The following is a 25,083-nucleotide window of genomic DNA, read 5'->3' on the forward strand; positions in this document are numbered from 1 at the left end:
TGGGATAAAATGAAAGGTAAAGAAGGGAGATATTCAATATATATAAAACCACTTTTTTATTTGGTAGATTTGGCGATTTTGAATTTACTAATAGAGGTATTTCAAACTAATCTTACTAACAACTGGTTGTTTTCTGTTTATATATCGACGACCTGGATTATTCTATCTTTTAATAATAAATTTTATGAAATAGAAAGGTTTTCCAAAGTAACACAAACATTATCATCTTTAATCCGACAATTTTTAATTTTTGGATTAATCCTTTATGCGTTTATAGGCTTTTTTAAACAACCTGAGATAAGTAGAACAGAAATTGGGAAGTATTTCATTAGTGTTCTGGGATTAATAACCTTTTTTAAGTTCTTCTTACTTTATTTGTTAAATAAATATAGAAAAGTATTTGGTGGAAATTTTAGGAGAGTTGTTGTTATTGGAGATAATAAAAAAACAGGTCAACTAATTGAAATGTTTGATACACGACCAGAATTTGGGTATAAGTTTCAAAAAAAGTTTTGTGCTAGAAAAGAAGATTTCAGTTTAGAAAATTGCTTTGACTATGTTTTACACAATGAAATTGATGAAATATACTGTTCAGTAGCTGAATTATCTAACAAACAATTAAGAGCGATTGTTAATTTTACAGATAATAATTTAAAAATATTGAAATTTATTCCTGATAATAAGGATATTTTTACAAAAAAACTGGTGTTTAATTATTATGGATATGTTCCTGTATTATCATTTCGTGAAATTCCTCTAGATGATACAATAAATAAGTTCATCAAGAGAAGTTTTGATGTTATAATGGCTACACTTGTTCTAGTATTTATTCTTTCTTGGTTGACTCCACTTCTATTTTTATTGATGCAACTAGAGTCAAAAGGCCCGGTATTTTTTAAACAAAGGAGAAATGGTATTGATTATCAAGAGTTTTATTGCTATAAATATAGATCTATGAAACCAAATACAACAGGTATTCAAACTACCAAAGGAGACAATAGGGTTACCAAAATTGGAAAATTTATAAGAAAGACAAGTATTGATGAACTACCCCAATTTATAAATGTTTTAAAAGGAGATATGTCAATAGTTGGACCAAGACCTCATATGGTCAAACATAATGAGGATTTTGCTCAGAAAGTTGATAAATTCATGGTACGTCATTTTGTAAAACCTGGAATATCAGGATTAGCTCAAGTTAGCGGTTTTAGAGGCGAAATAGAAACTAATAACGATATAGTAAATCGTGTTAAATATGATATTTTTTATGTTGAGAATTGGTCATTATTATTAGACATAAAAATTGTAATTTTAACTGTTATCAACGCAATTAAAGGAGAAGAAAAAGCTTATTAGAAAAAAATATGTGTTAGATGCATCATAAAAGAGGAGGATATTCATATCTAATAAGGCCAATTTTAATGATAATTGACCTAGCTATACTTATAGCTTCCTCTTACTATTTTCTTAATGATATTATTTCAGAACAGTTGTATGTTTTTTTGTCAATTACTTGGTTTGTATCGTCATACTTACTAAGCTTCTATGAAGTATATCGTTTTACCAAAGTACTTACTATTCTTTCTCTTTTATTAAGGCAAGGATTCTTAATACTTATTCTATTGTATGCCTATTTTGGCTTACTTAGAATAAATAATTTTTCGGTAGATGATACCTTTAGGTTTGTAGGTGCTACAATTGGTAGTGTAGGTATAATAAAAGTGATCACCTATTATGCTTTAAAGAAGTATCGATCTTACCTAGGAGGAAATAATAGAAATATAATTATTGTTGGTAATAATAAAAGTGCACAACAACTTAAATCATTCTTTGAAAAACGCAAAGATCTTGGATATAAGGTGCTAGAGGTGTTTTCTAATGATCTTCCCAATACCATAAGTGATAGTTTTAAGTATTTAGAGAAAGAAGATGTTGATGAGATTTATTGCTCCGTTGATGAGATATCAGATGAGGTAGTAAATGAATATGTAAAGTACGCAGATCAGAATTATAGTATTCTTAAGTTTATTCCTAATTCTCAACGCATTTTTTCTAAGCGTCTTAAAACCGATTATTATGAGTATTTACCGGTTTTATCAATTCCTGATATATCATTAAATAGTTCTACAAATAGAGCTCTTAAAAGAATATTCGATATAGTATTTTCTCTACTGGTCATTGTTTTGATTTTGTCTTGGTTGATTCCACTACTTTATTTACTGATAAAAATAGAATCACCTGGACCTCTAATTTATAGTCATAGACGCAATGGTATTAATTATAAAGAATTTGTATGCTATAAATTTAGATCTATGAGGCATAATAAAAACCGTTCTGATCTGGATCAGGTAAAAAAAGGAGATGATAGAGTTACAAAGATCGGTAGGTTTATGCGCAGAACAAGCATCGATGAATTACCTCAGTTTTTTAATGTGTTTTTTGGAGATATGTCTGTAGTTGGACCTCGACCTCATATGCTTTCTTATACCAAGGATTATGCAAAAAAAATAGATAAATATAATTTTGTTTTTAGACACTCTGTAAAACCGGGAATTACAGGAATGGCGCAAGTAAAAGGTTATAGAGGTGAAGTAGAAAACAATGAAGATATTATAAACCGTATTAAATATGATATTTTTTATATAGAGAACTGGTCCGTCTTATTAGATTTAAAAATCGTTTTTGAAACCATTATCAATATCATAAAGGGAGAAGATAAAGCATATTAAGGGCATTCAACTTTCAAATCAAATATGAACCCGATTACAAGAAAGATATCAAAATTCTTCGAAGTATTTTACAGAGATGAAACCAATGACATTGTTTTGACTGTCTTTTGGAATAGCCTGTACATAGCTTTTCTACTATTACCTTTAGGAATCAACCTACCAACACCTTTTTTTATAATATCAATTATTTTGGGTTTAATCAATGTTTTTAAATCAAAAAAGGCAATAAACCTAAATAATAAAGCATTGTTGTTGTTTCCATTATATTTTATGGTGATGTCTATTAGTTTAATCTATACAGATAATATTTTAGACGGAATAGATGTTTTACAAAGGTCGCTCTCACTATTATTATTCCCTTTAATTTTTCTTTTTGTTAAAGAAGATGCATTAACGGTAAGAAAATTGTTTAATTTTTTACTAGTTGGTTTAATTATATCGTTTTTTATTAATTTATCTCTTGCAGTTGACCAATCCATATCAAGAGTAGAAGGAGATGTCACATTGGGTTCATTTGCATATGGCTGGGAGTATTTTATTGGAGCAGAATTTTCTAAATTAATAAACCCTAGCTATGTTTCATTGTATATTTTATTAGTTTTAAGTTATTACCTTAAAAATAAGTTAGAATCTGGATTAAGGTTTATTGTAGTGATTATACTGTTTTTATACCTCTTTTTATTAGCTTCAAGAGCAGCCTATTTGACTTTAGGAATTATGTCAGTTTTATTGATAATCAATATCTCTGATAAAAGTAAGAAATATACGATGTCAATTATATTTCTATTGAGTATGATTATTTTTCTTAATAATCCACGAGTATTTAATTTTTACTCGCGTGTTAAGGATTATGGCAAAACAATGGAATATAGTAATTCAACCTCAGAAAAATCTAGATTATTAACGTGGGATGCCAGTCTTAAACTTATAAAAGAAGCACCACTACTAGGTTATGGAATAGGTGATGCCAATGATATTTTGATTCAAAAATATAAAGAATTGGATTATCATTTTAATTATGAAAACAAGTATAATGCACATAATCAGTTCTTACAAACACTATTACAAACAGGAATTATAGGTTTTTTGGTTTTGGTTAGTATTTTCATTCTTTTGGCATTGAGAATGAAAAGAAGTCGCAATGAATTTTCGGTTTTTCTTATTCTTTTTGTTTCTCTTTTGTTTGAATCTATGCTTGTTAGGTTTAATGGAATCGTATTTTTCTCTATCATTATTCCGTTGTTACTTAAAAAGAGAAGTATTTTAAGCAGTAGAATTATACGCAATACTTAAAACCTGAGACAACTTCTTTAGGGTTAGTGAATTCTTGTAAAATAGAAGGTAAATAATTAGTATGAAAACTGCTAAAAAACTATTTTTGGGGGCTTATTAAGGTTAGCTTAAAATCAACGTTTATCATGAATATTTTAGTACTTGGGTCAGGAGGAAGAGAACATACATTTGCATATAAAATTGTGCAAAGTGAACTTTGTAATAAGTTGTATGTAGCTCCTGGTAATGCTGGAACCGCAAAAATAGCTACTAATGTTAATCTTTCGGTTTCAGATTTTAGTGCAATTAAAGAATTGGTGCTAAAAGAGAATATAAAAATGGTGGTAGTGGGCCCAGAAGATCCATTAGTAAGAGGTATAAGTGATTTTTTTGCTGAAGATTCTGAATTAAAAGATGTAGCGATTATTGGTCCTTCAAAAGAGGGAGCCAGGTTAGAGGGAAGTAAAGAATATGCAAAAGAGTTTTTATATAGACATAATATTCCTACCGCTGCTTACCAAAGTTTTACCTCTGATTCTGTCGAAGAAGGAAAACAGTTTTTAGAAACATTAACAGCGCCTTATGTTCTTAAGGCCGATGGCTTAGCTGCTGGTAAAGGAGTTCTTATTTTACAAGACATAGATGAAGCAAAATTAGAGCTAGAGAATATGCTTACCAATCAAAAATTTGGTGCAGCTAGTGAGAAAGTGGTGATAGAAGAATTTCTGGACGGAATAGAATTAAGTGTTTTTGTATTAACTGATGGTAAAAATTATGTGACTTTACCAACAGCCAAAGATTATAAAAGAATAGGAGAAGGAGATACTGGTCTCAATACAGGAGGAATGGGAGCTATTTCACCAGTTCCTTTTGCTGATGAGGCATTTATGTCAAAGATAGATGAAGAAGTTATTAAACCTACTGTGGACGGTTTGGTAAAAGAGAAAATAGACTACAAAGGATTTATTTTTATTGGTCTTATCAAAGTTGGAGATGAACCTAAAGTTATAGAATATAATGTAAGAATGGGTGATCCTGAAACAGAAGCAGTTTTGCCAAGAGTAAAAACAGACCTTGTTAGTTTGTTTAAACATGTTGCAAATCAAACCTTAAATGAAGTAAGCTTAGAAATTGACCCAAGAAGTGCTACTACGGTAATGACTGTTTCCGGAGGATATCCAGAAGCTTATGAAAAAGGAAAGGAAATTACTGGAATCTCTTCAATTTCAGATTCTATTGTTTTTCAAGCAGGAACAAAGTTAGAAGGTGATAAGGTAGTTACGAGTGGAGGTAGAGTAATAGCGGTGACTTCTTTTGATAATGATTTCAGAGAAGCATTAAAGAAATCCTATGAAAGTGTAGAAAAACTACATTTTGATAAAATGTATTACAGAAAAGATCTTGGATTTGATCTGTAATTATAAAAATTAAAAGCACAAAAAAGCGTATAATTTACTTTTAAATTATACGCTTTTTTTATTATTTATTTCTTCTAAGAAGAGCGTTGTAAAATTTCTTAGTTTAAGAAAGAATGAGCTTTAGGATCTCTATTTTCTTCATCATTATCATTAAACTTTTTCAATTCTTTCATCCAGTAGAAAAAAGCAACAAATCCAATTAACATAAACAACCAATTCATAATATTAGCAGCTGTCCAGCTCTCAAGTTCTAATGCTCTTAGATAATCTAAAGGAGCAAATAACACGTTTACGAAAAGGGATTCAATAACTTCAAAAAAATCTTTCATAACTTGCAGTATAATTTATTATAAAAAGTAAAAAGAATTACTCCAAAAACTTTTTATAAATTAGTTTCATTATTGTTTAATGACAACAATTGTCTATTATTCCGCAAAAATATAAAAAATAGTAGTGTTATCAAGTTTTTTTAGTAAATCAAAGCCTATAAATTTTGCTATAATAGCATTATATATGGCGACTCTTTATACCATTGCACATTATAAGAGTGGTTTTATCTTAAAAAGCGCTTATATTTTTGAGTTTTTAATTGGTTTAGTGGTATATGTTGTTTCAATGTTAGTTCTTAACCTGATTACTCAAAAAAATGATCTGACCCAGAAAAGTACACATACTGTGTTATTATTTTCTTTTTTGACAACGCTGATTCCTAGCTCTTTAGAATCTGTTGATGTTTTGCTGTCCAATCTTTTTATTCTTATTGCATTAAGAAGTATACTAGATTTAAAAATTGAAAAAAACATAAAATCAAAGGTTTTTAATGCTTCTTTATGTATTAGTATTGCTTCATTGATCTATTTTTGGAGTATAGGCTTTATGATATTAGTTTTTGTAGGAGTTTTTTTATTCGAATCTAAAGATTACAGAAATTGGATAATACCTTTTATTGGATTTGCAACTATTTATTTGTTTATGAACTGTTATCAATTGGCAATAAATGATACTTTCTTTTCGATAACAGAATATATAGCCCCAGTATCATTTTCTTTTGATGATTACTTAAATAACAAACAATTGTTTACAGTAGGAACAATAATGATATGTACTGTATTTTTCTTTTCAATATATTTATTTAAATTCAAAAGAAATTCTGCTAAAATAAAACCAATATTAAATCTCATAATTGGTCAATTATTAATTGCCATAGCTTTTGTATGTATTGTACCCAATAAGAATACGGCAGAGCTTTATTTTATAGCAAGTCCATTAGCAATTATTGGTACAACTTACTTAGAACTTGAATATAATGAACTAGTAAAAGAAGTTAATATTTGGGTCTTTTTATTGCTTCCTTTTATGATACTACTATTTTGATTACACCTGATATAGAAATTATCGAATCAGAACTTCAGCATAGATTGAAATATAAATACGTTTGGTTTCGTAAACAAAATAATCTGTGGGATTCTTATAGTAATTACATATATACTACATTAGAATGGGAAAAATTAATACCTAAGATTGCTAAAAATGTTCAAAAATATAAACTAGATAAAGAAGAATATTTTTATTACACCATCAATCGATGGTATAACTATTGGAGCGCATTTGCCATAGAAAAAATATTCACGAATATAGATGGCGTTATACCCGCTAAAAACCCAAGAGATAAAAAAGTAGATTTTTTCCTTTTAGGAGAAAGTTTTGATCATAAAACCAGTGTTTACCCTAAAGGATTTAAAAAGGCTCTGCAATACGCACAACAACATCCTATAGAACTTTTGCAATGGCTATATCAAAACCAAAGTCAGCAAGGTCGAAGACATTTTGAAAATAGGATGTTTTTAATGGTTTACTCTAACGATGGAGAACATTGGAAATTAAAAGCAGAAATTAGTTGGCTAGAAACTATTATCTCAACTTATGTTATTACATTTGACGATTCAAAATTATACCGATTACAATTGCAACCAAATAAAACAACTATTGCAGGTTTGATTTGGGCTATTAAATAGCATAGTTTTGGTAATCAAATACTTTTTTTCTTAAAAAAAAGAGTAAAATTAATTGGGCAAAGGAATACATTAATGAATTACATAGGTTCAAAATATAAACTTTCTGAATTTATCAGAACTGCTGTACATGGAGTTGCAGGAGATCATTTAGGAGATAAAACCTTTTGTGATCTTTTTGCAGGAACAGGTATTGTAGGTAGAACATTTAAAACCTCTGTAAAAAAAGTAATTGCCAATGATCTTGAGTTTTACAGTTATATTCTAAACAAAAATTATATTGGAAATCATGTTGATCTTAAAGCTGCTGAATATATTAAGGAGTTAAATGATTTAAAGGGAAAGAAAGGGTTTATATATAATAATTATTGTCTTGGTGGAGGTTCAGAAAGGCAATATTTTAGTGATGAGAACGGATTAAAGATTGATGCTGCAAGAAATAGAATTGAAAACTTAAAAAAATCAGGAGAAGTATCTGAAAATATATATTATTTTCTTCTTGCTTCATTACTAGAAAGTGCCGATAAAGTGGCTAATACAGCTTCGGTATATGGAGCGTATCTTAAAAAACTGAAGAAAACTGCTCAAAAAGAACTACAAATAATACCTGCAGAATTTGAAGTAACGGCCAATACTCATGAAGTATTTAATGAAGACAGTAATCAGCTAATTAAAAAGATAGAAGGAGATATTCTATACTTAGACCCACCCTATAATGCTAGACAATACGGAGCGAACTATCATATGCTAAATACTATTGCAAAATATGATACCTTTGTACCTGCTGGAAAAACTGGTTTACGCCCCTATGACCGCTCAGATTATTGCAAAAAGAATGAAGTCGCTGAGGTTTTTGAAGAGCTGATCAAAAACGCTAAGTTTAAATACATTTTTTTGAGCTATAATAATGAGGGGTTAATGCCAGAAAAAGAAATACGTAAGATTCTTGAATCTTATGGGAAATATGATTTGGTTACTACCGCATATCAAAGATTTAAAGCTGATAAAACTGAAAATCGAAATCATAAAGCAACAGCAACAACAGAATATTTACACATCTTAGAAAAACAATAAATTTATGTTCACTGATAAAGCAAATAAAATTTTTAAAGAAGTCATAGACAAGTATCACGTGATTGATAGCGTGGATCAAGAGTTTTCTAACCCTTATGATAGTAAATCTAAAGCAATAGAACATTTGTTATATCGTAAATGTTGGATTGATACTGTGCAGTGGCATTATGAAGATATTATTCGTGATCCAGAAATAGATCCTGTGGCAGCTTTAAAATTAAAAAGACAAATAGATGCATCAAACCAGGATCGTACAGATATGGTAGAATATATTGATAGCTATTTTTTAGAAGAATATAAAGATATAGATCCTAAGGCAGATGCTACAATTAATACAGAGAGCCCAGCTTGGGGAGTAGACAGATTATCTATCTTGGCACTAAAAGTGTACCATATGCGAGAAGAAACGGTTAGAGAAGGAGCTACAGATACGCATAAAGCATCTTGTCAGAAAAAATTAAATGTCTTATTAGAACAACAAGTAGATTTATCTACAGCTATAGATACACTACTAGGAGATATTCAAAGCGGTGATAAGTACATGAAAGTCTATAAACAGATGAAAATGTATAATGACGACGAGTTAAATCCCGTATTACGTGGAGAAAAATAGTTTTTGAGTGTTGGAGTGGGTGTGCTGTCGACAAATTTGTTGCATTCGCCTCCTGATCCCTCAGGATGTGGGATTACTGATCGTCTGGTAGATGGGTTCACTTCTATCCCTAATACAAAAAGTAAAATGATGGAGGATTCTGTGTTTTGACAAAAAAAACAATATTAGAAAATAACAAAACCCTCAATGAGGGTGAAACGAACGTTCTGGTAATACGCCTTTCAGCCATGGGTGATGTGGCAATGACGATTCCTGTTCTCAGAATCTTTAGAGCTACGTATCCCAATATAAAACTTACGGTGCTTACTCGTGAGTTTTTTAAACCCATGTTTTCAGGGATTGATAATTTAGAAGTATTCCCGGCAGAAGTTAATGGTAGGCATAAAGGAATTTTAGGACTTACCAAATTATCAAAAGAGCTTAGGCAACTTGGTATATCCAAAGTTGCAGATTTACATAATGTTCTAAGATCTAATATACTTAAAACATTATTTTCTTTTAATAAAATAAAAGTAGTTCAAATCGATAAAGGCAGGGCAGAGAAAAAGGCCCTGACCAAATCAGAAAATAAGGTTTTTGAGCAACTTAAAACAACGCATCAGCGTTATGCAGATGTTTTTGAAGCATTAGGATATCCTATCGATTTGAAGAGCCATAAATTTCCTGAAAAACAATCATTAACTCCAGATATTATAAAACTAACCCAAAATTCGAAAAAGAAATGGTTGGGAATAGCTCCTTTTGCACAATATGAAAGCAAAACGTATCCATTAGAATTAATGGTAGAAGTAATTGAGCAATTAGATAAAGAGGATAAATATGAGATTTTTCTTTTTGGAGGTGGTAAAAGAGAGAAAGATATTCTTAATAATATAGAGAGTAAATATAAAAATACTACTAACGTGGTAGGCAAGTTATCTTTTACAGATGAGCTAAAATTAATAGGCAATTTGGACGGTATGTTGTCTATGGATAGTGGTAATACACACTTAGCGGCAATGTATGGAGTGCCAACAATTACTTTATGGGGTGTGACCCACCCTTTTGCTGGTTTTATGCCTTTTGGACAGCCAAAAGAAAATGCTATTCTACCTAATTTGGCAAAGTATGATCAGATTCCAACATCCATTTACGGTAATAAATTTCCAGAGGGATATGAAAAGGTAATGTACTCAATCAAACCTCAAACTGTAATCGAAGCAATCAATAAATTATAGTAAATTATTTAGTATTGAGGATATAGGATAATACTACCTAGACATCATCAAAATCAACTTTCACTTTTGATGAGGTTGGATGAGCTTGACAAGCTAAGACTAGTCCTTCGGCAATTTCACTATCAGTTAGAATACTGTTTTTTTCCATAACAGCTGTACCTTCCGCAATTTTACAAATACAAGAGCTACACACTCCTCCTTGACAAGAATAAGGCGCATCGATATCTTCTTCTAAAGCAGCATCGAGAATGGTTTTCTTCTGATCCATAACAAAGTCAAACTCTTCATCATCTACAATAATTGTGATAGATGTTTTTCCTTCGAGATTAGCATCAATTTCAACCTCTTGAGTACTACTAGTAAATAGTTCGAAATGAATGTTACTTTCTTTTATGCTGTTTTCCAGAAGTGTAGTTTTTACATCATTGATCATTTCTTCCGGACCACAAAGATAAAAATCAGTAAAAGAGGTGTCTTTGAATTTGTTTTTTATGATATAGTTGACCGTAGATTTTTCAATTCTTCCAAAACGTGCTCCATCCACCTGGCTTCTACTGTAAAATGATTCTATAAAAAGTCTATCCGGATAATTTGCCTGAAGCTCAGATAATTCATTTAAAAATATAGTTTCTTCGGGAGTTTGGTTTCCGTAAACCAAAACAAAACTACTATTAGCTTCTTCCTTTAAAACCGCTTTAATCATTCCCATAATTGGCGTAATACCACTTCCTGCTGCAAATGCTCCATAAGTATTTCTGGCAGTATTGTCTGTTCTTAAAACAAAATTTCCTTCAGGAGGGTGTACTTCAAGAACATCACCAGTTTTTAATTCATTATTTGCGATTACAGAAAAGGTTCCATCTTCAACCTCTTTTACAGCAACTTTTAATATTCCACTTCCTGGAGCACTACAAATCGAATAAGCTCTTCGAATTTCTTTTCCTTTAACCTGTGTTTTTATGGTAATATACTGTCCGGCAGTAAAAGTATAAACACTTTTTAGTGCAGTAGGTACTTCAAATTCTATAGAAACTGCTTTTGATGTTTCTCTAATAATATTCTTAATCGTAAGACTTTGAAAATCAGCCATTTTTGTATTTTAATAAAACCCTAATGCGAAAATTAATCCATAGAATAAAAAATTCGATTAGGTTGTTGAATGAACCCTGATACCGTATCTAGGGTCTTAAAATTTCTGCAAAAATAGTAAATGCCTAAAGAGCAGCTATATTTTAAGAGAAAATTATTATTTTATCAGTTTGTATTTATTGTTTTTTATAAGGTTATATAGAATCTCCAACATCTCTTTTGATAGATATAAATTTAGTTGCTATAACTCATTTCATAAAGAATTGCTAGAATCTTTTTGTAACAAAATCGAGATTTTGATTACTAAGTATTATAGGAAGTTGTATCTACTTCTTTAAAACACGACCAAGATTATGTTTAAGCACTTTATCAATTTACAATGGAAATCTTTCTGGCGATCTGCCTCAATGGCTTCAGGTCTTTTTATGAAGATCTTTATGGGGTTTTGGGCCGTATGGTTTATTATCATGATGGCTTCTGGAGGTGTAGGAGCCTTTGTTTTTATTAAAAAAGAATTATGCCTGGATCCTTTAGAAGTGGTAAATAGATTTTTGATCTATTGGGTAGTTGTGGATTTAGTATTTAGATATGCATTACAAAAAATGCCAGTAATTAATATAAAACCACTGTTATTATTGCCTTTTAATAAAAAGAAGATTGTCTCTTTTGCTTTTGGTAAAACAGTGTTTTCCTTTTTCAATATTATTCACGCGTTTTTCTTTATTCCATTTTCGGTATTATTGGTAGCAGAAGGAAATCATCCGTTTTTAGATGTACTGCTATGGAATGTAGGTTTGATATTACTAGTTTATAGTAATAACTTTCTAAATATTCTCCTTAACAAAAAAGATAACCTGATATTTCTCGTAGGAGGGATTGTCGCAATTTTTGGAGGACTTCAGTACTTAGAATATTTTGATATCACACAATATACGGCTCCTTTTTTCAAAGGCTTTTATGATTCGGGTCTTATTTTGCTAATACCTGTGGCTGTATTACTTATTTTAATAATTATTTCTTTCAGATCATTTGTTAGAGATTTATATCTGGATGCAGGACTAGCTTCTAAGGCTAAGGATGTTAAAACAGAAAACCTGGAGTGGTTAGATCGCTTCGGAAAAACAGCAACTTTTCTTAAAAACGATATTAAACTGATCAAACGAAACAAAAGAGCACGATCTACAGTGATATTAAGTGTTGTGTTCTTGTTTTATGGATTGTTGTTTTTTACAGGTTGGGTTGAAGCATATGATGGACCTGTATGGCGAATCTTTGCAGCTATTTTTGTGACAGGAGGTTTTTTGTTGAGCTTCGGACAATTTGTGCCTAGCTGGGATAGTTCATATTACCCGCTTATGATGAGTCAAAATATTAAATACAAAGAATATTTATCTTCAAAATGGTGGCTGATGGTTATTGCTACATTAGTGTCTACCGTTTTGGCTTCTGGATATTTATATTTTGGATGGGAAGTGTACCTGGCCATAATTGTAGGAGCAATCTATAACATAGGAGTAAATTCTCACGTGGTTCTGTGGGCTGGTGCATATGTAAAAACCCCCATTGACCTTACGAGTAATAAAAAGGCATTTGGAGATAAACAAGCCTTTAATACTAAAACATTATTATTATCATTACCCAAGATGGTTTTGCCATTAATATTATACGCAATAGGTCATTATGCTTATAGTCCATATGCAGGATATGCATTGGTAACAATTGCGGGGATTGCAGGTTTTGCATTTAAGGATAAAGTTTTTGATAAAATTGAAAGCATTTACAGAACAGAAAAGTATAAGACCATTTGGGCATATAAACAAAAAAAGTAAAAAGATGATTACAGTACAAAATCTTACAAAAACATATACAGGAAACACCGTTCTTAATATAGAACAACTCGAAATTCATAAAGGAAATAGTTTTGGACTTGTAGGGAATAACGGTGCAGGAAAAACAACTTTGTTTAGTGCTATACTAGACCTGATCCAACCTACAACCGGACATATCCAAAATAAAGGAATTAAGGTAAATGAGAGCGAGGAATGGAAAGCAATTACTTCTGCTTTTATTGATGAAACCTTTCTAATAGGATACCTTACTGCAGAAGAATACTTCTATTTTATAGGAGAATTAAGAGGGCAAAACAAAGCTGATGTAGATGCATTGCTTTCGCAGTTTGAAGATTTCTTTCATGGCGAGATTCTAGGTCAGAAAAAATACCTTAGAGACCTTTCTAAAGGAAACCAGAAAAAAGCTGGAATTGTGGCAGCATTAATAGGTAAACCAGAAGTAATTGTTCTGGATGAGCCTTTTGCAAATCTGGATCCTACTACCCAAATTCGATTAAAAAAAATTATCAAGGATTTATCTTCGGATCCAGAAGTTACAGTTTTAGTTTCTAGTCATGATTTAATGCATGTTACAGAAGTATGTGAGAGAATAGTTGTTTTGGATAAAGGAGAAGTAGTAAAAGATTTAGAAACCTCAGAAGAAACATTAAAAGAGCTCGAAGAGCATTTCAATAAATAATATTAGACAAAAAAGTTTTGGGAACTTTATAAAAAGCATCACTATAATTTATAGTGATGTTTTTTTGCGAAAAGGATGTTTCTTAATAATATTAATCCTCAAGGGGAGAAAAAGTTGTTAATAATCCGATTTTTTAAGAAAGAAATGTATTTTTACAGCTCACAGATTGTTTTTGTAGACACATAATGTACTAAAACCATTGTTTTTAAGTTATCAGGTGTATAAATTATTAGAGGTTTGAACAGAAAATTATCACAAATTATCGTTGTCCTGCTTATCGCTCTTTTAGGGTTCAATTGTTCACGTAAAAAAGATACCTGGATGAGTCGTAACTGGCATGATGTTACGACCAAGAATAATACTTTGTATAACGGTAGAGTAGCGTATGACAAAGGGTTACAGGATATTGTTAATACATACAGAGATAATTTTTGGGAGTTGCTTCCTGTTGAGAGAATGATTGTAAGTGAGGATGTCCGACTTCCTAATGAGGTATTAAATCAGAATTTTGATAAAGCAGAAGAAAAAGCAGCAAAAGCTATTCAAAAGCATAGCATGCTTATCGATAATAGAGAGCGTAATCCTAAAATTGACGAAGCCTTTTTGTTATTGGGAAAAGCCAGATACTTTGAGCAGCGTTTTGTTCCGGCTTTAGAAGCGTTTAATTATATCCTATATAAATACCCTACAAGTAATACGATCAATCATGCTAAAGTATGGAGAGCCAAAGCCAATTTAAGACTCGACAATAACGAAAAAGCAATAGAAGATTTGATGAAGATGATCGAGGAAGAATACATGAAACCCGAAGATTATTCTGATGCAACGGCCATGTTAGCACAAGCATATATTAATCTGGAGCAAAGGGATTCTGCTATAACATATATTAATAAAGCTGCTGTACATACCAAGAATTTTGAACATAAAGGACGATATCTATATATCAAAGGACAGTTGTTAAATCAATTGGGATATAAAGACAGTGCCAATTATGCTTATGATCATGTAATTGATCTTAATAGAAGAACACCTAGACGATATCTAATGAATGCCTATATGGCAAAGGCTCGTAATTTTGATTACGATAGAGGTAACAAAGAAGAGTTTCTAGAATTACTTACCGATTTAGAAGAGAATCGTGAAAACAGACCTTTTTTAGATATTATTTATAATCAAAAAGCAGTTTATTTTAAAAATACAGATTCCATTGATCTTGCGATAGCGTATTATAATAAATCTCTACGTACTAAATCTGAAGACAAGTATCTTGAATCATTAAATTATATAACATTAGGTAATTTTAGTTTTGATGCTAAAGAATATGCAATAGCAGGAGCTTATTACGATAGTACATTAGAACGAATGGTTGTTGACTCAAAAAAATACCGTGTTCTTAAGAAAAAACGTGATAATCTGGATGATGTTATACTCTATGATGGTATAGCACGTGCTAATGATAGTATTCTTAATGCTGTAGCGATGTCTCCAGAAGAAAGGCTAGTGTATTATAGCGAATATACAGAAAAGTTAAAAGCAGAAGCTCTGGCAGCAGAAGAAGCTGCGGAGATTGCAAAAATAAAAGGTGAGTTGCCTAATGAGCAAAGGTTTAATCAACAAAATACGAGCATAAGTTCTCAGAACCCAAAAGGTCCAGCTACTACAGGTGTATTTTATTTTTATAACCCAACAACAGTTGCGTACGGTAAAACTGCATTCAAAAGAACATATGGTAATCGCGAATTACAAGATAATTGGAGAACTTCGAGTATTTCGAATCCTGCTGCTGTTTCAACTGATAAAGAAATATCTCAGGAAGAATATTCTATAGAAACCGACCCTACATTTGATCCGCAAACATATATTTCACAACTACCAACAGAACCAGAAGTTTTAGACAGTTTAAAAGTTGATCGCAATTTTGCATACTACCAACTAGGAGTTATTTATAAAGAAAAGTTTCAGGAATATGATTTGGCGGTTGATAAATTTGAAAATTTATTAAAAAGCGACCCAGAAGAACGCTTAATAATACCTTCAAAATATAATCTATACAAAATCTATTCTATTAAAGAAGAGATCGAAAAAGCTAATGGAGTAAAACAAGATATTATTAATAATCATGGGGAATCCAGGTATGCTAAAATTCTTCAAAACCCTGACGAAGAGCTGAGGAATGATCAAGATAGTCCTGAAGCCAGATATAATAAATTGTATAGAGATTTTCAAGCACAGAAATATGCTTCTGTAATTAAGGAAAGTGATGAATTGATTACCAAATTTGGGGGAGAAGAATTTGTTCCTAAATTCGAACTTCTTAAAGCTCAAGCGGTAGGACGTTATAAGGGGTTTGAGGCTTACAAAGAAGCATTAAATTATGTATCTCTTAATTATCCGCAAAGTGTAGAAGGTAAAAAAGCTCAATTGATATATCAAACATCAATCCCACAGATTCAGAATAGTGCTTTTTCAACAGAAACAGATCAAGAAAAAAATCATAAACTTATTTATGCATTTTCTACCTTGGGTGAGAACCAATCTACTGAGTTAAAAGAACGCATAGAGTTTATTGTTAAAGAGCTTAGGTACGATAAAATGAAAGTGTCCTTAGATGTTTATACAAAGGATCAGCAATTTGTGGTGATACATACTCGAAGAGATAAACTTGGAGCAGAAGGACTGGCTGAGTTATTATCCATAGGTAAAGTAGAAGATACCAGAGGAGTAGACTTATCCAAATGGAATAGAAAGAAGAAGTATTTTCCGAAGGTAGAAAGAGAATTCTTTACGATTACTTCACCAAATTATAGGATTGTACAAATCCATAAAAATCTACAAGAATATTTAAAACCAGAATCAGAATAATAATTTAATCCCCCCTAACATATGTTTTCAGATAATAAAAAAGGAAAAGATCAAGGCACAGCCGATTATTCCAGAAATCAAAACAAGATTTCAGAAGGAACCAAGATAGTTGGAGATATTGTCTCCGAAGGAGGTTTTAGAGTAGAAGGAACTATAGAAGGAACGTTTAAAACCACAGGTAAAGTAGTTGTTGGAAAATCAGGATTTATAAAAGGAACACTAGAATGTTCTGATGCAGATTTTGAAGGTAAGTTTTCAGGAACTCTTTTAATATCTGGAACCCTTTCTTTGAAACCTACAGCACATATCGAAGGAGAAGTTAGTGTAGGTAAACTAGCAGTAGAGCCAGGAGCAAACTTTAATGCATCTTGTTCTATGAAAGGAGGCGTAAAATCATTAGGTAAACAAGGTGAGCAAAAGCAACCACAAGGACAACCACAAGGGCAAGGGAAATCAGCTTAATAAATACATCGCTCTAACCGGAATAGCATTCCAGATGGGAGCGACTATTTTTTTATGTGCCTATGCTGGTAAAAAGTTAGATGCGTATTATGAGCTAGAGAAGAAATGGTTCACGATGGGTTTTGTGCTTTTTGGAGTGACAGCTTCAATATATTTAGTAATTAAACAATTAAATCGAATCAATAGATCCAAATGATTAGAGTTGATTTACTATATGTTTTTTCTTGAGTGATAGAAGTTATTTGTCAAGGCATAATTTGTTTTTCTAATCCTGAAGTTCAATAAAACGTATGCTTCAGAATTTATTTCAATTTTTATTTCTTTTTGGAATAGTTATAACGGCAAGTTATTTCGTGCATATAGGTATTATTAATGCCTTTTCTTTGCAACGAAATATGGATGTTATAAACCTATCGTATCTTTTTAATAGTGTCTTTACAATCCTATTTACTTCGGGGATTATTTTGGTGAGTAAGAGATTTAAAGACCAATTAGGTTTTATTTTTATGGGCGGTGGTCTTATAAAAATAGCTACTTTTATTATCGTGTCTAAGCTCAATGATTTAGAAATTGACAAAAATGTCTTTCTGGATTTCTTTATTGCTTACCTAATTTGTTTGATACTAGAAGTGTACTATGTTTCTAAAATCTTGAATTCAAATAAATACCTGTAAATCAATCAATTACATATATTAAAAGTTTCTTAAACTTATTTAGGCAAAATAGTTTAAGAATCTAACATAATTATGTACATTTGCACCGAAATTTAGGAACCGAAACTTTAGGTGTAATGCAAAAACGTACCATAGTTAAAATTTTATTGACTTTTACCCTGGTTTTTACCACTTCAAATCTGTTAGCTACAGAAACAAAGAAAGAAGGTAAAGGAGATTTAAAAACAGAGATAAAAGAATTTATCGATCATCACCTTCAAGACTCACATGATTTCACTTTGTTCTCTGATGAAGAAACAAAAAAGCATTATGGATTTCCGTTGCCGGTTATACTTTGGGATAATGGGTTGAAATTCTTTTCTTCTTCTAAATTTCATCATGGAGAAACAGTAGCAGAGCATAACGGTGATTACTATAAACTATATCACGGTAAAGTATACAAGACTGATGCAGAAGGAACTATTACTTATGACGAGGAGCATCATCCTACAAATGCAAAACCATTAGATTTTTCGATTACAAAAAATGTTGTAAGCATGTTGTTAATTGGCTTACTTATGTTTTTTATGTTTAGAGGTCTTGCAAAATCTTATAAAAAGAACAATGGTATTCCTACAGGCGCAGGTCGTTTCTTAGAACCATTAGTGTTGTTTGTAAGAGACGAGATAGCAATACCAAATATTGGAGAAAAGAAATACAAGAGGTATATGAGCTTTTTGTTAACTATCTTTTTCTTTGTTTGGTTTTTAAACCTTTTAGGGATGACTCCGCTAGGAGTTAATGTAACCGGAAACATAGCGGTAACCTTTGGATTAGCATTGCTTACTTTCTTAATTACAAACATAACAGCAAATAAAAATTACTGGGGTCACATTTTTTGGATGCCAGGTGTACCAACGTTTATGAAAATAGTTTTAGCTCCTATAGAATTATTAGGGGTATTTATTAAGCCGTTTTCATTAATGATTCGTTTGTATGCAAATATGACTGCCGGTCACGTAGTACTAATGAGTATTGTTGGAATGATGTTCTTATTTAAGAGCTGGATAGGTAGTCCTTTGTCATTTGGGTTAGCATTTGCACTATCAATATTAGAATTATTGGTAGCAGCATTACAGGCATATATATTTACGATGTTGTCAGCGCTATATTTTGGTATGGCTAATGAAGAGGCACATCACTAAACGATAATTGTTTAATTTTTTTAATTCTTTACTATGGAAGGTTTAAATTATGTAGGAGCAGGTTTGATTGTAATCGGTGCTGGATTAGGTATCGGTAGAATCGGTGGACAAGCGATGGAAGCTATCGCTCGCCAGCCAGAAGCTTCAGGAAAGATCCAAACTGCTATGCTTATCGCAGCAGCACTTATTGAAGGTATTGGATTTGCTGCATTATTCGCAGCGTAATGTATAAACAACAGCTATAACGGTTGGTTATAGCTGTTGTTTTAAATTTTAAAATTAGACAATAAAGAAAATAACATAATTACTGATGGATAAGTTAATAAATGATTTTTCGTTCGGCCTTTTTTTCTGGCAGATCTTACTTTTTGTAGGTTTAGTATTATTATTAAGAAAATTTGCTTGGAAACCTATTCTTGATGCGGTTAATAATCGTGAAGAGGGAATTAAAAATGCATTAGAATCAGCTGAAGCTGCAAAAAAAGAAATGCAAAACCTTCAGGCGGATAACGAACGTATCCTTAACGAGGCTCGTGCAGAACGTGACGGAATGCTTAAAGAAGCAAGACAGCTTAAAGAAAACATGATCTCTGATGCGAAGAATGAAGCTCAGGCAGAAGCAGATAAGATTGTTGCACAAGCACAAGCTACTATCGAGAGCGAAAAGAAAGCTGCATTAGCAGAACTTAAAAATCAGGTAGCTGGACTTTCTGTAGAGATCGCAGAAAAAGTAGTAAGAAAAGAATTAGCTAACAAAGACAAGCAATTAGAATTGGTTGAATCTATGTTGGGAGACGTTACTTTAAACTAATAAACACATGAGTAGAGCAGCAATACGTTATGCTAAGGCAGTCTTGAGTTTAGCCCAAGATAAAAAAGCCACTGAAGATGTTCAGAAAGATATGCAAAGTATTATCGCTACCACAAGCGATAGCGCCGAACTCAGAATGGTGTTAACAAGCCCTTTGATCAAAGGTGAAGTAAAGCTTGCTTCATTAAAAGAGATATTTAAAGGCGCTGGAGACATTACACATAAACTTTTTGACATATTAATTGCTAACAAGAGAGTAGATTTATTAGCAGGTGTAGCTAAACAATATATTATCTTACTTGATCAGCTTAACAATACTCAAGTAGCTACGGTAACCACAGCTATTCCTTTAGATAAAGCTTTAAGTACTAAGGTTCTTGCTAAAGTAAAAGAATTGACAGGAAATGAAGCTACTATAGAGAATGTTATTGACGAAAGTATCATTGGTGGATTTATTCTTAGAGTTGGAGATATGCAATATAACGCAAGTATTGCGCATAAACTTACAACGCTTAAAAGAGAATTAAGTAATTAATAACCAAGATAAAATGAGAACCTCGAAATTAATAGTATCTTTTTTGACTTTGTTGATTACTGTTTCTATTACAGCACAAAAAGTTAAAGTTAAGAAGAATGTTATTCTGATTGACAAAAAAGAAACACCTCTTAGAGTAGAGGTAAAAGAGGGGATATATAATTTCTTGGATTCAACTACTGGAGAAGTTTTTGTTACTGCAGATTACAATCTGAAAAAGATAGACGAAAACACTAAATTTGAATGGCTGGTTCTTAAAAATAAAGACAGCGAGCATGAAAATGAAGTGGATATGAAATATCTGTCTTTTACGCTTAATATGAAGAAAGCTATTGCAGAATTCTTAATGAAAGAGCAAGGATTCTTTGATGTGAGTGGAGCAGTAGATAATGATAAGATTAAAGAGTATTTTGGTGAGAAGAGAGAAAGAGCCAGTAAAGAGAAATACAAAAAATTAGTTACAGCAGCCAATGCAGCAGCAGAAGAGTATGCTTCCACTGCTGGTTTGGGTATTAATGTAGATTCAGAATTAAAAAGAATCTTTAGAGGTAGTATTCCATATACATCATCATCTGTGGATGATAGAATACGCAATGCTGATGAGATTGAAAATATGATCGGAGCTTATAGATTTGCAGATCCTAATACAATTGTAATTAGAGATTTGGATAATGTGAAGATAGGAACTGTAACACAAGATATAAGTGGAAAGGTAACAATCGTATCACAATTACTAACAAATCCTTTAACTTATAGTTCTAGATATAGATTCAAGGCGACCGATAAATACGCGACAAAAGAATTTATGATCGAAGCAGTAAGATACTTACATGCTAAAGACATACGATTAGGAAGAGATGCCAAAAAAATGGTAGCCCAAGCCAATCAAGAAATAAGAGCAGAAGCTCAAGAAAATTATGAAGAGGCGAAAGCAAATTCTTCTAACATTTATGATCAACTGGGATACGGTATAGATGATAAAGGACAAAGATTTGAAGGTAAAGTGACCATGCTTTTCGAGAAAATCAAGAATCCAAATGAAATGGGTGGTAACATTGCAACCATTGGAGGAGATAATGTCGGAAACAAAGTAAAGGTGATATACCTTAATGAAAAGGAAAAGAAGAAAATAAAAATGCTTGCAGCCAAAAAAGAAACACGTTTTTGTGTTTTTAGTGCAGATGGTTCAGAGACTTGTTATCAAGGTGTAAGAATTAAAAGCAACGGGATGTTAGCTTCTGGCGATGCAATAAGCATAGGAGGATCTGGAGCACAGTACTTGAAAGAAGTGCTTAAAAGTGGAAAAGTAACAATATATCAGGGGATACCAAGTAATAAATACTTTATCAAAACTGATAAACAGGAAAAAGCATTCAATTTTGAATTTGGAAGCCTGATAAAAGAAGAAAAGAAGATTGCCAAACTTAATGAGTATTTAGGTTGTAGCTATGGAGATGGCACATATGATGAGGCAAGTTTTCAAGATTTAGAGAATATAAAAGAACTTATTAATTTTTATAACAACTCTTGTAAGTAAACAAGAGAAATAATAATAGTTATGGCAGAAGTGAATCCTGCTGAAGTATCAGCAATATTAAAGCAACAATTATCTGGATTTGAGGCGTCAGCTTCTCTGGAAGAAGTGGGAACTGTATTACAGGTAGGTGATGGTATCGCCCGTGTATATGGATTGTCTAATGCTCAATATGGAGAATTAGTGCAGTTCGATTCCGGATTAGAAGGTATCGTATTGAACCTTGAAGAGGATAATGTTGGGGTAGTACTTTTAGGTTCTTCGACAGAAGTAAAAGAAGGTGCAACTGTAAAACGTACACAACGTATTGCATCTATTAACGTTGGAGAAGGAATCGTAGGACGTGTAGTAGATACATTAGGTAATCCTATTGATGGTAAAGGTGCAATCGAAGGTGAAACTTTCGAAATGCCATTAGAGCGTAAAGCTCCTGGTGTAGTTTTCCGTCAACCGGTAAATGAACCATTACAAACAGGGATTAAATCAATTGATGCAATGGTACCAATTGGTCGTGGACAACGTGAGTTGGTAATCGGTGACCGTCAGACAGGTAAAACTACTGTGTGTATTGATACGATCCTAAATCAGAAAGAATTTTACGATGCTGGAGAGCCAGTATACTGTATATATGTTGCTATTGGACAAAAAGCTTCTACAGTTGCAGGTATTGCAAAAGTATTAGAAGATAAAGGAGCTTTAGCGTATACTACAATCGTAGCGGCAAACGCTTCTGACCCTGCTCCAATGCAGGTATATGCTCCATTTGCAGGTGCTGCAATCGGTGAGTATTTCCGTGATACAGGTCGTCCTGCATTAATCATCTATGATGATTTATCAAAACAGGCGGTTGCATACCGTGAGGTATCATTATTATTGCGTCGCCCACCAGGTCGTGAAGCATATCCTGGAGATGTATTCTATCTTCACTCAAGATTATTAGAGCGTGCTGCAAAAGTGATTGCAGATGATAGTATTGCAAAAGATATGAATGACCTTCCTGATTCTTTAAAAGATAAAGTAAAAGGTGGTGGATCGTTAACAGCATTACCAATTATCGAAACTCAAGCAGGTGATGTATCTGCATATATCCCAACAAACGTAATTTCGATTACTGATGGTCAGATATTCTTAACATCAGATTTATTTAACTCTGGTGTGCGTCCGGCGATTAACGTGGGTATATCTGTATCTCGTGTAGGAGGATCTGCTCAGATCAAATCAATGAAGAAAGTAGCAGGTACATTAAAACTTGATCAGGCACAGTTCCGTGAACTAGAAGCTTTTGCTAAGTTCGGATCTGACCTTGATGCGGCTACATTAAATGTAATTGAAAAAGGTAAACGTAACGTTGAAATCCTTAAGCAAGCACAAAATGATCCATATACTGTAGAAGATCAAATCGCGATCATTTACGCAGGTTCTAAGAACCTATTAAAGGATGTGCCAGTAAACAAGGTAAAAGAATTTGAAAGTGACTTTATAGAGTATCTTAATGCTAAACACAGAGATACATTAGATACTTTAAAAGCAGGAAAGTTGACTGATGAAGTAACAGATGTGTTATTGTCAGCTTGTAAAGAGATTTCAGCAAAATATAAGGCTTAATTAATAATTCTGAATTTCAGAATTCATAATTATAAAACATGGCAAATTTAAAAGAATTACGTAGTAGGATTACCTCTGTATCTTCAACGATGCAAATCACCAGCGCCATGAAAATGGTGTCGGCAGCAAAGTTGAACAAGGCACAGATGGCAATTACTGCAATGCGTCCCTATGCAGATAAGCTTACTGAGTTATTACAAAGTTTAAGTGCTTCTCTAGAAGGAGATAGCGCAAGTGTATACTCAGAGCAACGTGAAGTAAATAAAGTTTTAGTAGTAGCTATCGCTTCTAACAGAGGTTTAGCTGGAGCTTTTAACTCTAATATAGTTAAAGGTGTTAGAGAGCTTTATGAGAACACATATGCAGGGAAACAAGTTGATTTTGTCACTATTGGTAAAAAAGTAAACGATATTGTTTCAAAAACGCATACAGTAGTTGCAAATAAAAGTGGAGTTTTTGATGACCTTACTTTTGCAAATGTTGCTGATATTGCTGAGGAATTAATGCAGTACTTTACCAATGGTTCTTATGACAGAATCGTAGTTGTATATAATAAGTTTAAAAATGCAGCTTCACAGATCGTTACAACAGAACAATTTCTGCCAATTGTGCCTGTAGAAAGCGAAAAAAATGTGAATTTGGACTATATTTTTGAACCATCGAAAGAAGAGATTGTAGAGCAATTAATTCCTAAGTCTTTAAAGACTCAATTATATAAAGCTATACGTGATTCATTTGCATCAGAACATGGTGCGCGTATGACAGCAATGCATAAAGCGACGGATAATGCAACAGAGCTTAGAGATGCGCTTAAATTGTCATATAACAAAGCAAGACAAGCTTCGATTACCAATGAGATCTTAGAGATCGTTGGAGGTGCAGAAGCATTGAATAACTAGTACATTAATCACTAGTAAAATATTGAAAAGTCCCTTTGGTCAAACCAAAGGGACTTTTTTTATGCTTTGTATGCTCCACATTCTAGAGGCGCATTCACATATTTATATTTTCTTGTTTCTAATCCTTTATCTATTACGACAACTGTGGCTTGGATCAAGAACCCTTTCACATTCAGGTATTAGAAACGTATTACCATTATCAAAAGCAGTTTGCATACAGTTATTAACTGCTTCACATACGTCTGATCCTCTGCTTCCATTAATAAATTTTAATGCTTCTTTTGGAATTTCAAATTGTTTAAGATTTTTTAAATAATTCATTTTTTAAATTTTATAAGTTTTATGATACGAAGTTGGAATAATTCAAATAATGTTTTCCTACCCTTTTAGGGCGGTTAACGTTTATTTAACAGTAAAAATCCCTGAATTTTTTGCCTTCATATTTTGTTTGGATGATCGTTTCTTTTTCTAACGAAACCTTAAAAGAAGTTTATTTATTTCTTCTTAATGTAGATTTTATAAACAATCCAACGGTTTTTAAGGCATTAAGTATTAGAGGTATTC

Annotated in this window: 26 protein-coding genes; 23 read left to right on the forward strand and 3 right to left on the reverse strand. The window is 32.1% G+C overall.

What is annotated here, in order from left to right:
* The first annotated feature begins 9 nt into the window (after positions 1–9).
* From U0D62_RS23915 to purD, 4 genes are all read left to right on the forward strand, one after another.
* Positions 10–1,356, forward strand: coding sequence for an exopolysaccharide biosynthesis polyprenyl glycosylphosphotransferase (locus U0D62_RS23915; RefSeq protein WP_322289886.1), 1,347 nt, complete (start codon positions 10–12; stop codon positions 1,354–1,356).
* Positions 1,357–1,373: 17 nt separating this feature from the next.
* Complete coding sequence (locus tag U0D62_RS23920) at positions 1,374–2,729, forward strand: exopolysaccharide biosynthesis polyprenyl glycosylphosphotransferase (protein WP_322289887.1); 1,356 nt, start codon at positions 1,374–1,376, stop codon at positions 2,727–2,729.
* Positions 2,730–2,753: 24 nt separating this feature from the next.
* Positions 2,754–4,022, forward strand: coding sequence for an O-antigen ligase family protein (locus U0D62_RS23925; protein ID WP_322289888.1), 1,269 nt, complete (start codon positions 2,754–2,756; stop codon positions 4,020–4,022).
* Positions 4,023–4,147: 125 nt separating this feature from the next.
* Positions 4,148–5,419, forward strand: coding sequence for a phosphoribosylamine--glycine ligase (gene purD, locus U0D62_RS23930; RefSeq protein ID WP_322289889.1), 1,272 nt, complete (start codon positions 4,148–4,150; stop codon positions 5,417–5,419).
* Between the two features lie 98 nt (positions 5,420–5,517).
* Here the strand turns inward: purD and U0D62_RS23935 are convergent, their stop codons facing one another.
* On the reverse strand, positions 5,518–5,748 hold the full coding sequence (locus U0D62_RS23935) for a DUF6341 family protein (protein WP_322289890.1): 231 nt from the start codon (positions 5,746–5,748) through the stop codon (positions 5,518–5,520).
* A 184-nt stretch (positions 5,749–5,932) separates the two neighbouring features.
* On the opposite strand from U0D62_RS23935, the gene U0D62_RS23940 reads away from it, so the two are divergent.
* From U0D62_RS23940 to U0D62_RS23965, 6 genes are all read left to right on the forward strand, one after another.
* Positions 5,933–6,793, forward strand: coding sequence for a DUF6427 family protein (locus tag U0D62_RS23940; protein WP_322289891.1), 861 nt, complete (start codon positions 5,933–5,935; stop codon positions 6,791–6,793).
* A complete protein-coding gene (locus U0D62_RS23945; protein WP_322289892.1) occupies positions 6,751–7,434 on the forward strand; it encodes a hypothetical protein in 684 nt (227 codons plus the stop codon). The genes U0D62_RS23940 and U0D62_RS23945 overlap by 43 nt, the downstream gene beginning before the upstream one ends.
* A 72-nt stretch (positions 7,435–7,506) precedes the next feature.
* Entirely contained in the window at positions 7,507–8,505 is a 999-nt protein-coding gene (locus tag U0D62_RS23950) for a DNA adenine methylase (RefSeq protein ID WP_322289893.1), read from the forward strand.
* 4 nt (positions 8,506–8,509) lie between these two features.
* Entirely contained in the window at positions 8,510–9,118 is a 609-nt protein-coding gene (locus U0D62_RS23955) for a DUF4254 domain-containing protein (protein ID WP_322289894.1), read from the forward strand.
* Positions 9,119–9,121: 3 nt separating this feature from the next.
* A complete protein-coding gene (locus U0D62_RS23960; protein ID WP_322289895.1) occupies positions 9,122–9,268 on the forward strand; it encodes a hypothetical protein in 147 nt (48 codons plus the stop codon).
* Positions 9,265–10,335, forward strand: a complete 1,071-nt coding sequence (locus U0D62_RS23965; protein WP_322289896.1) for a glycosyltransferase family 9 protein — start codon at positions 9,265–9,267, stop codon at positions 10,333–10,335. Before U0D62_RS23960 ends, U0D62_RS23965 begins: the two co-directional genes overlap by 4 nt.
* Positions 10,336–10,372: 37 nt before the next feature.
* Here U0D62_RS23965 and U0D62_RS23970 read toward each other — a convergent pair whose 3' ends face one another.
* Entirely contained in the window at positions 10,373–11,425 is a 1,053-nt protein-coding gene (locus tag U0D62_RS23970; RefSeq protein ID WP_322289897.1) for a ferredoxin--NADP reductase, read from the reverse strand.
* Between the two features lie 352 nt (positions 11,426–11,777).
* Here U0D62_RS23970 and U0D62_RS23975 point away from each other — a divergent pair, with 352 nt between their 5' ends.
* The 13 genes from U0D62_RS23975 to atpG all read left to right on the forward strand — a co-directional run bounded on the left by U0D62_RS23975 (position 11,778) and on the right by atpG (position 24,519).
* Positions 11,778–13,253, forward strand: a complete 1,476-nt coding sequence (locus U0D62_RS23975; RefSeq protein WP_322289898.1) for a DUF5687 family protein — start codon at positions 11,778–11,780, stop codon at positions 13,251–13,253.
* Positions 13,254–13,257: 4 nt separating this feature from the next.
* On the forward strand, positions 13,258–13,953 hold the full coding sequence (locus U0D62_RS23980; RefSeq protein WP_322289899.1) for an ABC transporter ATP-binding protein: 696 nt from the start codon (positions 13,258–13,260) through the stop codon (positions 13,951–13,953).
* Between the two features lie 237 nt (positions 13,954–14,190).
* Positions 14,191–16,815 carry a type IX secretion system periplasmic lipoprotein PorW/SprE gene (gene porW / locus U0D62_RS23985; protein WP_322289900.1) on the forward strand — a complete coding sequence of 875 codons (2,625 nt, stop codon included), beginning with the start codon at positions 14,191–14,193 and terminating at the stop codon, positions 16,813–16,815.
* Between the two features lie 21 nt (positions 16,816–16,836).
* On the forward strand, positions 16,837–17,277 hold the full coding sequence (locus U0D62_RS23990; protein ID WP_322289901.1) for a bactofilin family protein: 441 nt from the start codon (positions 16,837–16,839) through the stop codon (positions 17,275–17,277).
* On the forward strand, positions 17,225–17,473 hold the full coding sequence (locus U0D62_RS23995; protein ID WP_322289902.1) for an AtpZ/AtpI family protein: 249 nt from the start codon (positions 17,225–17,227) through the stop codon (positions 17,471–17,473). Before U0D62_RS23990 ends, U0D62_RS23995 begins: the two co-directional genes overlap by 53 nt.
* A 94-nt stretch (positions 17,474–17,567) precedes the next feature.
* Positions 17,568–17,951, forward strand: a complete 384-nt coding sequence (locus U0D62_RS24000) for a hypothetical protein (protein WP_322289903.1) — start codon at positions 17,568–17,570, stop codon at positions 17,949–17,951.
* A gap of 116 nt (positions 17,952–18,067) precedes the next feature.
* Positions 18,068–19,135, forward strand: coding sequence for a F0F1 ATP synthase subunit A (atpB, locus tag U0D62_RS24005; RefSeq protein WP_322289974.1), 1,068 nt, complete (start codon positions 18,068–18,070; stop codon positions 19,133–19,135).
* A gap of 33 nt (positions 19,136–19,168) precedes the next feature.
* Positions 19,169–19,360, forward strand: coding sequence for an ATP synthase F0 subunit C (atpE, locus tag U0D62_RS24010; RefSeq protein WP_027394417.1), 192 nt, complete (start codon positions 19,169–19,171; stop codon positions 19,358–19,360).
* Between the two features lie 85 nt (positions 19,361–19,445).
* The gene (locus tag U0D62_RS24015) at positions 19,446–19,946 is read left to right on the forward strand and encodes a F0F1 ATP synthase subunit B (RefSeq protein ID WP_322289904.1); all 501 of its coding nucleotides are present in this window, start codon (positions 19,446–19,448) and stop codon (positions 19,944–19,946) included.
* Positions 19,947–19,953: 7 nt separating this feature from the next.
* Entirely contained in the window at positions 19,954–20,481 is a 528-nt protein-coding gene (atpH, locus tag U0D62_RS24020; protein WP_322289905.1) for an ATP synthase F1 subunit delta, read from the forward strand.
* A gap of 13 nt (positions 20,482–20,494) precedes the next feature.
* The gene (locus U0D62_RS24025) at positions 20,495–22,018 is read left to right on the forward strand and encodes a hypothetical protein (RefSeq protein ID WP_322289906.1); all 1,524 of its coding nucleotides are present in this window, start codon (positions 20,495–20,497) and stop codon (positions 22,016–22,018) included.
* Positions 22,019–22,039: 21 nt separating this feature from the next.
* Positions 22,040–23,620, forward strand: coding sequence for a F0F1 ATP synthase subunit alpha (gene atpA / locus U0D62_RS24030; protein WP_322289907.1), 1,581 nt, complete (start codon positions 22,040–22,042; stop codon positions 23,618–23,620).
* 38 nt (positions 23,621–23,658) lie between these two features.
* Entirely contained in the window at positions 23,659–24,519 is an 861-nt protein-coding gene (atpG, locus tag U0D62_RS24035) for an ATP synthase F1 subunit gamma (protein ID WP_322289908.1), read from the forward strand.
* Positions 24,520–24,645: 126 nt separating this feature from the next.
* On the opposite strand, the gene U0D62_RS24040 is transcribed toward atpG, so the two are convergent.
* Complete coding sequence (locus U0D62_RS24040) at positions 24,646–24,840, reverse strand: hypothetical protein (protein ID WP_322289909.1); 195 nt, start codon at positions 24,838–24,840, stop codon at positions 24,646–24,648.
* Positions 24,841–25,083: the final 243 nt, after the last annotated feature.

Origin of the sequence: Aquimarina callyspongiae (genome assembly GCF_034322225.1) — a bacterium.
Classification (GTDB): Bacteria; Bacteroidota; Bacteroidia; order Flavobacteriales; family Flavobacteriaceae; genus Aquimarina.